The 12,625-nt window shown below is 72.5% G+C and carries 11 protein-coding genes; 8 read left to right on the forward strand and 3 right to left on the reverse strand.

What is annotated here, in order from left to right; genetic code table 11:
* Positions 1-7 precede the first annotated feature (7 nt).
* From ACFFJB_RS09450 to ACFFJB_RS09465, 4 genes are all read left to right on the forward strand, one after another.
* The gene (locus tag ACFFJB_RS09450) at positions 8-469 is read left to right on the forward strand and encodes a hypothetical protein (protein ID WP_376830952.1); all 462 of its coding nucleotides are present in this window, start codon (positions 8-10) and stop codon (positions 467-469) included.
* A complete protein-coding gene (locus tag ACFFJB_RS09455; protein ID WP_376830954.1) occupies positions 469-996 on the forward strand; it encodes a hypothetical protein in 528 nt (175 codons plus the stop codon). The genes ACFFJB_RS09450 and ACFFJB_RS09455 overlap by 1 nt, the downstream gene beginning before the upstream one ends.
* 436 nt (positions 997-1,432) lie before the next feature.
* Entirely contained in the window at positions 1,433-4,108 is a 2,676-nt protein-coding gene (ppdK, locus tag ACFFJB_RS09460) for a pyruvate, phosphate dikinase (RefSeq protein WP_376830956.1), read from the forward strand.
* A gap of 324 nt (positions 4,109-4,432) precedes the next feature.
* Positions 4,433-5,707 carry a cell wall hydrolase gene (locus tag ACFFJB_RS09465; RefSeq protein WP_376830958.1) on the forward strand — a complete coding sequence of 425 codons (1,275 nt, stop codon included), beginning with the start codon at positions 4,433-4,435 and terminating at the stop codon, positions 5,705-5,707.
* 510 nt (positions 5,708-6,217) lie between these two features.
* On the opposite strand, the gene ACFFJB_RS09470 is transcribed toward ACFFJB_RS09465, so the two are convergent.
* Complete coding sequence (locus tag ACFFJB_RS09470; RefSeq protein WP_376830960.1) at positions 6,218-6,661, reverse strand: Ros/MucR family transcriptional regulator; 444 nt, start codon at positions 6,659-6,661, stop codon at positions 6,218-6,220.
* Positions 6,662-7,212: 551 nt separating this feature from the next.
* Between ACFFJB_RS09470 and acuI the strand changes: the two genes are divergently transcribed.
* Positions 7,213-8,211: an acrylyl-CoA reductase (NADPH) gene (gene acuI / locus ACFFJB_RS09475; protein ID WP_376830962.1), complete on the forward strand. Its 999-nt coding sequence runs from the start codon at positions 7,213-7,215 to the stop codon at positions 8,209-8,211.
* A gap of 59 nt (positions 8,212-8,270) precedes the next feature.
* Here acuI and ACFFJB_RS09480 read toward each other — a convergent pair whose 3' ends face one another.
* Entirely contained in the window at positions 8,271-9,254 is a 984-nt protein-coding gene (locus ACFFJB_RS09480) for a LysR family transcriptional regulator (RefSeq protein ID WP_376830964.1), read from the reverse strand.
* A gap of 128 nt (positions 9,255-9,382) precedes the next feature.
* Here ACFFJB_RS09480 and wrbA point away from each other — a divergent pair, with 128 nt between their 5' ends.
* Positions 9,383-9,982, forward strand: coding sequence for an NAD(P)H:quinone oxidoreductase (gene wrbA / locus ACFFJB_RS09485; RefSeq protein WP_376830966.1), 600 nt, complete (start codon positions 9,383-9,385; stop codon positions 9,980-9,982).
* Positions 9,983-10,253: 271 nt separating this feature from the next.
* Here wrbA and ACFFJB_RS09490 read toward each other — a convergent pair whose 3' ends face one another.
* Entirely contained in the window at positions 10,254-11,270 is a 1,017-nt protein-coding gene (locus tag ACFFJB_RS09490; RefSeq protein WP_376830968.1) for a polyprenyl synthetase family protein, read from the reverse strand.
* A 204-nt stretch (positions 11,271-11,474) separates the two neighbouring features.
* Between ACFFJB_RS09490 and ACFFJB_RS09495 the strand changes: the two genes are divergently transcribed.
* Both ACFFJB_RS09495 and ACFFJB_RS09500 read left to right on the forward strand, forming a co-directional pair.
* On the forward strand, positions 11,475-11,705 hold the full coding sequence (locus tag ACFFJB_RS09495) for a putative signal transducing protein (protein ID WP_376830970.1): 231 nt from the start codon (positions 11,475-11,477) through the stop codon (positions 11,703-11,705).
* Positions 11,702-12,568, forward strand: a complete 867-nt coding sequence (locus ACFFJB_RS09500; protein ID WP_376830972.1) for a tRNA1(Val) (adenine(37)-N6)-methyltransferase — start codon at positions 11,702-11,704, stop codon at positions 12,566-12,568. Before ACFFJB_RS09495 ends, ACFFJB_RS09500 begins: the two co-directional genes overlap by 4 nt.
* The last annotated feature ends 57 nt before the right edge of the window (positions 12,569-12,625 follow it).

Consider the following 12,625-nt stretch of genomic DNA (forward strand, 5'->3'; position numbering starts at 1 on the left):
CACAGGCATGGTCCAGAAAGATGATGCGACGCCGCAGGGCGAAGGCGTGGGCAGGACCGCCCTCGACGAGGCCAGGGACGCCGCCGGCAGGGCCGCCGGCGAGATCCGCAAGGGCGCCGGCGAGGCGCGCGCCGCGGCTGACGCCGCCAGCGAGGCGCTGGCCGCCGACCTGAAACAGCTCCGGGAAGACATCGCGCGGCTGAGCGAAACGGTGGCCGCCATCGCCGCCAGCCGCGGCTCGGCCGCCGCCTCGGCGGTGAGCGAAGGCGCGCGCGCGGTGCGCGACACCGTCTACGGCGCGGCCGCAGGCGCCTGCAACGCCGGCGCGGACGTGGCCGGCGCCGCCAGGGAGCACGCCGCCTCCTTCGCCAGCGACGTGGAGGACACCGTGCGGCGCAATCCGCTCGGCGCCGTCATGGCCTCGCTCGGCGTGGGCATTCTCATCGGCATGCTGACCCGGAGACACTGATGATCAACGCGCTGCTGTCGGCGGCTTCCGCGCACGCGGCCGGGGTCCGGCGGAGCGTCATCCGCCTGGCCATCGGCCTTGGACTGGCGGTGGCGGCGCTCATCACCGTCATGGTGGCGCTGCTGCGGGCGCTGTTCATCGTGGTGACGTGGCTCCACGGCCCGGTGACCGGCTATCTCGCGGTGGCCGGCGCGGCGCTGCTGGTCGCGGTCATCGGCTTCGCCATCGCCTTTTGGCGGCCGCGGCCGGCGGCGGGGCCCGCGCCCCTCGCCGCCCCGGCCGCGCCGGGCGGCCTCGGCGCCGGCGTGGTGAACGCGGCCGCAGAGGCCGGCGTACGCGCCGCCGGCGCGGCGGCCGGCCAGGCTTTCGACGCCGCGCGCGCAGCCGGCGAGCGAATCAGGGCGATTGGGGAAAACCTGGCCGAAGATCTCACAGGCGAGCGCAAGAAACCGGTGTCGCGCAGCGCCCTGGTGAACGCCGCCCTCGCGGCGACGCTGCTGGGCGTGCTGCTGGGCCGGCGCATGTGACGGCGCGTCCCGCCGCCGCAACAATATGCAATGCCTAATGTTTGTGCGACTCACATCAACATCGGGCAGCACCTGATCATGACGCGGCCGCCGGCGCAAACCAGCGCCGGCGGCCGCGCGTCGCCCGGGCGGCGCGTGCGGCCCGCACTGCGCCGGCGCGCGAAAATTCCTCCTCCCCCGGAGGGTCCCGGGCCGCGCCCGCGCGCGGACGCGCAGGATGCCGCCCCGTCGCGCCGATCTTCCTGAAATTCAGGGCGGAAATTCGGGGCTCCAGGGCCTGCCGGGCGACCGCAGGCGGGCGCGGCAAAGAGGCGAAAATACAGACGCCGGTCGCAAATTCTGGCGTCGCGGGCGCATTCGCGCATTGCCTTTTGGCGATCTATCCGTAAACCCTGCCCCCAACCCTCGCATGCTAACCAAGAGAGTGGCGCCTAAAATGGCTAAGTGGGTCTACTCCTTCGGCGGCGGAAGCGCTGAAGGCGACGCCGGAATGAAGAACCTCCTGGGCGGCAAGGGCGCGAACCTTGCCGAAATGGCCAATCTCGGCCTGCCGGTTCCGCCCGGATTTACCGTGACCACCGAGGTCTGCACCTGGTATTACGCCAACGGCAAGACGTATCCGGCCGATCTGGAGGAACAGGTCAACGCCGCTCTCGACAAGGTCGGCGCCCTCACCGGCAAGACGTTCGGCGACCGGGACAACCCGCTGCTGGTCTCGGTGCGCTCCGGCGCCCGCGCCTCCATGCCGGGCATGATGGACACGGTGCTCAACCTCGGCCTCAATGACGAGACCGTGGAGACCGTGGCCCGCCTCTCCGGCGACGCGCGCTTCGCCTGGGACAGCTACCGCCGCTTCATCACCATGTATTCCGACGTGGTGCTGGGCGTGCCGCACCACCACTTCGAGGACGCCCTCGACCAGCTGAAGAACCGCAAGGGCTACAGCCTCGACACCGACCTCACCGCCGACGACTGGCGCGAGATGGCGGGCGTCTACAAGGGCATCGTCGAGAAGGAGCTGGGCCGGCCCTTCCCGCAGGACCCGCGCGAGCAGCTGTGGGGCGCCATCGGCGCCGTGTTCGGCTCGTGGATGAACGCCCGCGCCATCAAGTACCGCGAACTGCACGGCATCCCGGCCAGCTGGGGCACCGCCGTCAACGTGCAGGCCATGGTGTTCGGCAACCGCGGCCCCACCTCGGCCACGGGCGTGGCCTTCACCCGCAACCCCTCCACCGGCGAGAAGGCGCTCTACGGCGAATATCTCATCAACGCCCAGGGCGAGGACGTGGTGGCGGGCATCCGCACGCCGCAGGACATCACCGAGGCCGCCCGCATCGCCGCCGGCTCCGACAAGCCGTCGCTCGAGAAGGAGATGCCGGAGGTCTACGCCGAGCTCGTCCGCATCTACAACCTGCTGGAGCGCCATTACCGCGACATGCAGGACATGGAGTTCACGGTCGAGGAAGGCAAACTCTGGATGCTGCAGACGCGCAACGGCAAGCGCACCGCCCGCGCCGCCCTGCGCATCGCCGTCGACCTGGCCAATGAGGGCCTGCTGACGAAGGAAGAGGCCGTGCTGCGCGTCGATCCGGCGGCGCTGGACCAGCTGCTGCACCCGACGCTCGACCCGAAGGCCCCGCGCGACCGCATCGCCAGCGGCCTGCCGGCCTCGCCCGGCGCCGCCTGCGGCGAGATCGTGTTCTCCTCCGACGAGGCCGAGGAGGCCCGCAAGGCCGGCCGCAAGGTCATCCTGGTGCGCGTGGAGACCAGCCCGGAGGACATCCACGGCATGCACGCGGCCGAGGGCATCCTCACCACGCGCGGCGGCATGACCTCGCACGCCGCCGTGGTGGCCCGCGGCATGGGCAAGCCCTGCGTCTCCGGCGCCGGCGCCATCCGCGTCGACTACCAGGCCCAGACCATGACCGTCGGCGGCCGCACCCTGAAGAAGGGCGACGTCATCACCCTCGACGGCGGCACGGGCGAGGTGTTCGCCGGCGCGGTGCCCACCATCGAGCCCGAGCTCTCCGGCGACTTCGCCACGCTGATGTCCTGGGCCGACGAGGCGCGCCGCCTGAAGGTGCGCGCCAACGCCGACACGCCGAAGGACGCGAAAACCGCCCTCGCCTTCGGCGCCGAGGGCATCGGCCTGTGCCGCACCGAGCACATGTTCTTCGACGCCTCGCGCATCATGGCCATGCGCGAGATGATCCTGGCCGAGGACGGGGAAGGCCGCCGCGCCGCCCTCGCCCGCCTGCTGCCCATGCAGCGCTCGGACTTCGAGGAGCTGTTCACGCTGATGGCCGGCCTGCCGGTGACCATCCGCCTGCTCGATCCGCCGCTGCACGAGTTCCTGCCCCAGACCGACGCGGACATCGCCGAGGTGGCGAAGGCCATCGGCTCCACGCCGGAGCGGGTGCGCCGCCGCGCCCATGAGCTGCACGAGTTCAACCCGATGCTGGGCTTCCGCGGCTGCCGCCTGGCGGTGGCCTATCCGGAAATCGCCGAAATGCAGGCCCGCGCCATTTTCGAGGCCGCCGTCGCCGCCTCGAAGAAGACCGGCCAGCCGGTGATCCCGGAAGTGATGGTTCCGCTGGTCATGACCCGCGCCGAACTGGACCTGGTGAAGGCCCGCATCGACGCCATGGCCGCCGCCGTGCAGCAGGAGACCGGCGTCAGCTTCACCTATCAGGTGGGCACGATGATCGAGCTGCCGCGCGCGGCCCTGCGCGCCGGCGAGATCGCGCAGACGGCGGAGTTCTTCTCCTTCGGCACCAACGACCTCACCCAGACGACGCTGGGCATCAGCCGCGACGACGCCGCCTCGTTCCTCGGCGCCTACACCGCCAGCGGCCTGCTGCCGGCCGACCCCTTCGTCACCATCGACCAGGAGGGCGTGGGCGAGCTGGTGCGCATCGGCGTGGAGCGCGGCCGCACGACCCGTCCCGCGCTCAAGGTGGGCATCTGCGGCGAGCACGGCGGCGATCCGGCCTCGGTGGCGTTCTGCGAGGAGGCCGGGCTCGACTACGTGTCCTGCTCGCCCTACCGCGTGCCGATCGCCCGCCTGGCGGCGGCCCAGGCCGCCCTGCGCCGCAAGGGCGTCAACGCCTGACGCCCGTTCAGGCAAAGGCAGCGTAACCGTCAGGCCGGCGCCCCGCGCCGGCCTGTTTCATTTCGCCATGGCGCCGTCCGGAGCGCATCGCGAAGGCGGCGCCGGCCCGGCGCCGCTTTACCGTTTGTCAACGCTGTTCGCCGATTGTTGCGGGAAACCCGGAAGCCGGCCGCGTCGCGCCGGCGTCGCTTCCGGCGGACGTGAGGTCGGGAAACAGGGGGCGCGCGGGCGCCCGCGGGGCGCGGCCCTGCCGGTCCCGCGTCATGCGCCCCTCCGGACAGGCAGCGGAAAGCCATGCGTGTGCGTCGGAACAGCATGAGATGGATGTGCGCGACCACCGCGCCATGGGCGCTCGCCGCCGGCATGCTGGTGTCCTTCACCGCGACGGCGGGACAGGATCTTGGCGTCGGCGCCAGCGTGGCGCCGCCGCCGTCGGCCGCGGCGCCCGACCCCGGCGACCTGGTGCCGCGCTCGCCGGGCCTGGCGGCGGCGGCGCTGGGCCTTTCGCCCGCCGCCCGCACCCTGGCGGCGCTGGCCGCGCCGGCGGAGGCGCCCGCCGGCGATGTCATCCGGCCGCGCGCCGCGCTCAAGCGCGAGCTCACCCGCGGACCGGCGCCGCGTTTTCCCGAGGCGCAGCGCGCCCGAAAGGGGCCGCCGCTGCGCCCGCAAGCCTCGCTGAGCCGCGCCGCCCTCGACGCCGCCGCCCTGCGCGCCCGCACCGCCGCCTCCGCCCTGCTGTTCTCCCGCAACGAGCGGCTGCTGCCGGGCACGGTGCTGATGGAAGGGGCGGTGGAGATTCCCGATCTGGACGAGATCAGGCGTTTTGAGGCGGCGGACGACGACGACGGCGCCACCGCCCGCCAGACGACCGAATCCTCGCCCGCCGCCGACGCCACCGACCTGACGGGCGCGGCCGCCGCGGAGCCCGAAACGGCGGAGCCGGGCCGCCTGTCCGGCGCCGCCCGCCGCGCCGCCCGGCTGTGGCGCAAGCCGGCCGACGCCCGCGACGGCGGCACCCCGTCCGTGCCGCGCGCCATGGCGCTGGCCTCGGCGACGCCGGCGCCGCCGGAGGCGGTTCCGGTGGAGGTCGCCGCCGCGCCGGTGATTCCGGGCCGTGGCGACAGCGGCGCAGCCTTCGCCCGCGCCCGCCACGGCCGGCCCGACTACGCCAGCCTGATCAGTCCTGACCGGCTGGAGCGCGAGCAGCGCTGCCTCGCCGAGGCGGTTTATTTCGAGGCGCGCAGCGAACCGCCGGCCGGCCAGGCGGCGGTGGCGCAGGTGGTGCTGAACCGGGTGAAGAGCGGCCTTTATCCGCGCAGCATCTGCGGCGTGGTGTACCAGAACCGGCACCGTTATCTGGGCTGCCAGTTCACCTTCGCCTGCGAAGGCAAGCGGCTGGTTCCCACCGAGACGGCGGCGTGGAGCCAGGCGGTGCGCATCGCCCGCGAGGTGTACTCCGGCCAGCTTTATCTGGCGTCGGTGGGCGAAGCGACGCATTACCACGCCAATTACGTGCGCCCGCGCTGGGCGCGCAAGCTGAAGAAGAACGACGTGATCGGCCGTCACATTTTCTACCAGCTGCGCCCCGGACAGACCTGACGGCGCCGGCGACCGCAACGCGGCGACGCGGCGGGCGCCCCGCCAGGCGCGCCGCCCCGGCGTCCTCGCCGGACCGGCCCCGGACATCCGCGATCCTGCGCGAACCGGACTGCGCCGGCGATATCCGCGCCGCTCCGCGACCGGCGGCGCACGCAGGCGCGGAACGCCGCCGGCGGCAGCCCGGTCGCCGGGGGCGCAAGCTGGTCGCGCGTCCTGGAGACGGCGGCATGACGATGTCCGGACAAAACGGCGGCCAGCGACGGCGCCTGCGCATTCCATAACGGCCCGCGCCCTGGCCGCCGCCCCCGCCGGGCGTGGCCGCTCCAGCGGCCCGGACCGGACGGGGCGCGTTCCCGCCCCCGCCGCGAAGCGCCGCGTCCCGGCGGCGCCTCCGTCTCATGGCCGGCCACCGTTATCCCGGCGGCCATGGCCCTCCGGACGGCCGGCGCGCCCCACCTTCGCCGCGTCCGTCCGGCCATGCGCGCCGTCACGCTGACGACGCCGGCGGGCTCAGCCAGTGTGCGCCATGCGCTTGCGGCTGGCGCCGCCCGCCTGCCTGTTGACGAGCCGGTTGTGCTCCTTCTCGTCCTCCGGAATGTAAATGTCGTTGTATCCGTAAGGACCACGGGTGCGTGGCGACGCGTAGTTCGGAGCGATCATCGGATAGGTGGGCGGAAGGTTCCACTTCGCCCGGTATTCGGCCGGGGTCATGCCATAGGCCGCGCTCAGGTGACGCTTCAGGAACTTGAAGCGTTTGCCGTCCTCAAGACAGACGATGTACTCCGGCGTCACCGATTTCTTGATCGGCACCGCAGGCTTCAGTTTGTTCGCCGGCTCGGCGGCCTGGCCGCTGAGACGGGACAGCGAGTTGTGCACCGAGTTAATGACGTCCGCCAGCTGGTCGCTGTCGATCTGGTTGTTCTGGACATAGGCGGAAACAATGCTGGTCGTCATTGAAATGATACTGTGCTCTCCAGTCTCTTCTGACACGGCTGTTCTCCTCTTGCAGACATGCAGGCGGACATGAGGGGATAGCCTCGCAAGCGCCGCGCCGGTCCAGCCCGGCCAGACGCCATGGCGCGCAATCCACGGCCAGGCGTTTATGCGCACGCAGTGAAAACTGCGGCGAAACTGCCCCGCATACCTGCACACAAATACAATCCACGTTTGCGAACAGGCGTAACCGGAGTTCATCTTGAATATACGGATATAACTTCTTCAGTTCAACAGGAAAATACATGCGGACCGGACAGATATCATGGCGGTTCCGTGAACATCTACGTTCTGGCGCGCGCACGTCCCGGACCGGCGGCGCGCGGCGGAAGTTACGCGCCGGTCGCGGGGGCCTGCGCAGCCGCCGCCAGGCTCGCGCGCGGCGCCGGAGCGACGCCGCCGCCCTTGCGCCGGCGCTTGCCGGAAACGGCGCTTTACGCCACAAGTTGGCGGCGAAAACCGCTGCAAACGACGCACATGCCGCCAGCCGCGCTGGCGACGGAGAGGAAACGATGGCGACCACATTCCGGGCCCTGGTGGCGCGCAAGACCGCGCCGGACGCAAAGGGACACGCCGTCTCGCTGGAGACCGTGGATGACTCCATCCTGGCCGACGGCGACGTGACGGTGCGCGTCACCCATTCCACGGTGAACTACAAGGACGGCCTCGCCATCACCGGCCGCTCGCCGATCCTGCGCACGTTCCCGGTCATTCCGGGCATTGATTTCGCCGGCGTGGTGGAGGAGTCCGCCAGCCCGGACTTTCCGGTCGGCGCGAAGGTCGTGCTCAACGGCTGGGGCGTCGGCGAGACCCACCCCGGCGGTTACGCCGAGCGCGCCCGCGTGAAGGCGCAGTGGCTGGTGAAGCTGCCGGACGGCCTGACCACCGCGCAGGCCATGGCCATCGGCACCGCCGGCTACACCGCCATGCTCTGCCGCATGGCGCTCGACCGCTTCGGCATGACCCCCGACCGCGGCCCGGCGCTGGTCACCGGCGCGGCGGGCGGCGTCGGCTCGGTGGCCGTGGCGCTCATGGCCGCCGCCGGCTGGGAGGTCATCGCATCCACCGGCCGCATGGAGGAGGCGGAATACCTGAAAAGCCTGGGCGCCAGCTCGGTCATTCACCGCGACGAGCTTTCCGGTCCGGGCAAGCCGCTGGGCAAGGAGCGCTGGGCGGCGGTGATCGACTCCGTCGGCTCGCACACCCTGGTCAACGCCATCGCCTCGACCAGATACCGCGGCGCGGTGGCGGCGTGCGGCCTCGCCCAGGGCATGGACCTGCCCGGCACGGTGGCGCCGTTCATCCTGCGCGGCGTGTCGCTGCTCGGCGTCGACAGCGTGATGTGCCCGACGCCGGACCGCGTCGAGGCGTGGAGCCGTCTGGCGAAGGAGCTCGATCACGGCAAGCTCGCCGCCATGACCTCCCATATCGCGCTGGAGGACGTGCCGCGGGCGGCGCAGGACATTCTCGCCGGCAAGGTGCGCGGCCGCCTGGTGGTGGACATCGGCTGAGGCGCCGGGCGCATGTCCCTGTCGCCGGCGCGTCCGCCTGCCGGCGCGGCGGCCGGCCTTCAGGGCGCGGAAGCCTCACGGCGGATGGGCGCATCCGGCTCCTCGCCCTCCACCAGCCGGCGCCGGCGCGCCAGCTCGCCGCCGACGAAATCCATGAAGGCGCGCACGCGCGGCGCGTTGCGCAGGTCGGGGTGGGTCAGCAGCCACAGCGAGGTGGCGATATCGTTGTACGGCTGCGACAGGCGCACCAGATCGGGCCGGATGTCGCCGCACATGCAGGGCAGCGGCGCCACGCCCAGCCCCATCGACACCGCCTCGGCCAGCGCGCGCACGGTGTTGACGCGGAAGCCGACGTTGTCGTCGCCGCCGGCGAGATCGCGCACGAAACGGGCCGGACGGATGGCGGCGAGCTCGCCGCCCAGCCCGATCCAGCTGACGCCCGCGCCAGGCTGCGGCGGCGTCGCGCCGTCGGCGTCGGGGAAGTCGGCGCGCCGGCCGTAGACCGCCCAGGCGATGCGGCCGATGCGCCGCCCCACCAGCGTCTCCGGGGGCCTGTCGGTGGCGCGGATGGCGATGTCGGCGTCACGCCGCGACAGGTTGAGACGGGCGTTGTCCAGCACCAGCTCCAGCCGGATCAGCGGATATGTCTGGCGGAAGCGCCGCAGGATGTCGGCCAGCAGTGGCGTCATCAGCCCGTCGCTGGTGGTGACGCGCAGCTCCCCGGAGGGAGCCGGATCCGTGCCCTCCACCCGCCGCAGGAAGCCGGCGGCGGCCGCCTCCATGGTCTCGGCCACGGCGACCATCTCCTCGCCGGCGGGGGTGAGCGCGTAGCCGCCGCGGCGGCGCTCGAACAGGGCGCAGCCCAGCGTGGCCTCCAGCCGGGCGAGACGGCGGAACACGGTGGAGCTGTTCACCCCCAGCGCCGCGGCGGCGCCGGCGAGGCCGCGCGCGCGGGCGACGGCGCGCACCATGCGGAAGTCGTCGAGAGAAACGGCGTTGTTGTCGAGGCGCCTGCCGCGCCCTTTGCGTTGCGGCTCGCTCATGCAGCGAAGGTGCGCGACCGCTTGCATTTTTGCAAGCCGCCGCTTGCGCGCGGACGCTGGCGCGACGCCGCCGGCGGGTCCACCTTCAGGGGCGCGCGGCGGCGGACGCCGCGACCATGGAGACTGCGATGACCCGCGTGCTTGTGCTTTATTATTCCTCTTACGGCCACATCGAGAAAATGGCGGAGGCGGTCGCCGAGGGCGCGCGCAGCGCCGGCGCGGAGGCGGTGGTGAAGCGCGTGCCCGAGACGGCGCCGGAGGCGGTGGCGAAGGCGGCGCATTTCAAGCTGGACCAGGCGGCGCCGGTGGCGACGGTGGACGAGCTGCCGGAGTATGACGCGATCATTTTCGGCGCGCCGACGCGGTTTGGCGTCTTCGCCTCGCAGATGCGGGCGTTCATTGACCAGACCGGCGGCCTGTGGGCTCAGGGCAAGCTGGCGGGCAAGGTGGGCAGCGCCTTCACGTCCAGCGCGACGCAGCATGGCGGCCAGGAGTCGACCATCCTGACCTTCCTGCCGACGCTGCTGCATCACGGCATGGTGGTGGTCGGCCTGCCTTATGGCTTCGCCGGACAGATGGGCGTTGACGAGATCAAGGGCGGCTCGCCCTACGGCGCCAGCACCATCGCCGGCGGCGACGGCAGCCGCCAGCCGTCGGAGGTTGAGCTCGCCGGCGCCCGTTACCAGGGCGCGCATGTGGCGCGGATCGCGGCCAGGCTGGCGGGCTGAGACGGCCCGGGCTCTCCGCAGCGGGCGTCCGCGCGACCGCCTGCCGCTGCGGGCGGCCTGCGGCGGGCGGCTGCTCCGCCGCCGGCCGGCGCCGCGCGGACGGCCCGGCGAACGGCCGCCCTCCCCGCGACGTCATGCCCGGGCCTGACCCGGGCGTTTTCCTGTCCCGACGCGCCAGCGCATGACGGAAGCCGCGCCGGGCGGCGGCGCATGGATGGGCCTGGCGCGACCCGGACGTGACGGCGGGAGAACGGGCGAACGCCCGGGCGGTTCAGTGGGCGCGGGAAATGCAGAAGTCCACCGTGTCCAGCAGCGCCTGCTTCAGCGGGCTGTCAGGGTAGCGGTCCAGCGCCTGCTTGGCGGCGGCGCCATACTGGCGGGCGCGCGCCACCGTCTCGGCCAGAACGCCGCTCTCCTTCATCATGGCGATGGCCCGGGCCAGCGACTCGTCGTCGTTCTGCCCCTCCTCCAGCACCCGGCGCCAGAACTCGCGCCCGGCGGCGTCGGCCCGCTGCAGCGAGAGCACCACCGGCAGCGTCAGCTTGCCCTCCCGGAAATCATCGCCGACGTTCTTGCCCAGCGTCGCGGCCACGCCGCCATAATCAAGGGCGTCGTCAATGAGCTGGAAGGCCACGCCCAGATTCATGCCGAAATCGCGGCAGGCGGCGCGGTCGGCGGGATCGTCGCCGGCCAGGATCGGCCCCACCTCGCAGGCGGCGGCGAACAGCGTCGCCGTCTTGGCGCGGATCACCGCCAGATATTCCTCCTCGCCGGTGGCCACGGTGCGGGCGGCGGAGAGCTGCATCACCTCGCCCTCGGCGATCACCGCCGCGGCCGTGGACAGCACCTCCAGCGCCGGCAGCGAGCCGACCTCCACCATCATGCGGAACGCCTGGCCGAGCAGGAAGTCGCCCACCAGCACGCTGGCCTCGTTGCCCCACACCTTGCGGGCCGCCAGCTTGCCGCGACGCATGTCGCTCTCGTCCACCACGTCGTCGTGCAGCAGCGTGGCGGTGTGCATGAACTCGACGCTGGCCGCCAGCTTGATGTGGCCGTCGCCCGCGTAATCGCACAGGCTGGCCGAAGCTAGGGTCAGCATGGGCCGCAACCGCTTGCCGCCTGATGAAATCAGGTGGTTGGCCACTTCCGGAATCATCATGACGTCCGACCCCGTGCGCGACAGGATCATTTCGTTCACGCGCTCCATGTCGGCGGATACGAGAGAGACGAGCGCCTCGATGCCTGGCTGCGAGGCCCTGTCCTTCTCCAGTGCGACGGCGATACCCAAACTGCTCTCCTTCCGGTTCACGGCTGGAGCGCGGCTCCGCCATGAACGCATCGCTTGCACGGCGACTTGTCCACTGTTTCCGTCAGATTTGCAAATGAATCCGCATGACGTCCCAACGTCATGACAGCGACGGATTGCCCCTCGCGTCCGCCGCCGCCGCCCGCGCGGCGTTGGGGGCCGCAGCCGCCGGTGTTATACACGGGCATGAACGAATTGCTGCGCACCAATGACATCGTCGCCCTCGGCCTCATGTGCGGCCTGCTGGACCAGGCCGGCGTGCCCAACATGGTCGCCGATTTTCACGCAAGCGCCGTGGAGGGCTCCATCGGCGCCGTGCCGCGCCGGCTGATGGTGGCCGCCGGCATGCTGGATTACGCGCGGGCCGTGCTGGCCGACGCCGGCCTCGCCGAATATCTGCCGGACGCGGGCCCGTGAGCGCGCCGGGTTTCGCCGCATCGCCGGACGTCACCCTCGACGCCTTTCTGGGCGGCCGGCTGACGCTGGCCCAGTTCCGCCGCGGCCACCACCGCGCCGGCACCGACGGCGTGCTGGCGGCCATGGCCGCCGCCCCGCTGGCGGCGGAGATGGCGGCGCGCAGCCCGGACGGCGCCGTTGACGTGCTCGACATGGGCGCCGGCTGCGGCGTCATCGGCCTCGCCGTCGCCCAGGCCGTTCCGCGCGCGCGCGTCGCCCTGGCCGAGCGGGACGCGCAGCTGGCGGCGCTGTGCCGGGACAACGCCAGCCGCAACGGCCTCGCGCAACGCGTGCGCGTGGCGGAGGCGGACCTGCTCGCCCGCCCGGCGGAGCTGGCCGCCGCCGGCCTCGCGCCCGGGAGCCAGGATCTGGTGGTCACCAACCCGCCGTGGTTCGCTCCTGGCCGCGTGCGCCCCTCCCCCGGCGACGGCCGGCGCGCCGCCCATGTGTTCGCGCCGGAGGACTCCGCCGCGGAGGCGCCGCTGGCGGCGTGGCTGCGCGCCGCCTGCCGGCTGTTGCGGCCGGGGGGGCTGCTGCTGGTCATTCACCGGGCGGAAGCGCTGCCGGAGCTGCTGGCCAGCATGGCGCGGCGCTTCGGCGACATCCGCGTCGCGCCGGTGGCGCCGCGCGCCGGCGCGCCGGCCGTCCGCGTGCTGGTCCGGGCCGCGCGGGGGCGGCGCAGCCCCTTCGTGCTGGAGCCGGCGCTCACGCTGCATGAGGCGGACGGGCGTTTCACGCCGCTGGCCGGCGCCGTTCACGCCGGCGCGCCGCTGCCGTGGGGCAGCTGGGGCGCGGCGGCGGGGGCAGACGGCGCCGGCGGCTGAGACGGCGGCCGGCGCCGCGACCGGACCGGCGGCGGCGCCAGAATTGCGCGCGCGATT

This window comes from Camelimonas abortus (assembly GCF_042432745.1).
In the GTDB taxonomy this organism is placed as follows: domain Bacteria; phylum Pseudomonadota; class Alphaproteobacteria; order Rhizobiales; family Beijerinckiaceae; genus Camelimonas; species Camelimonas abortus.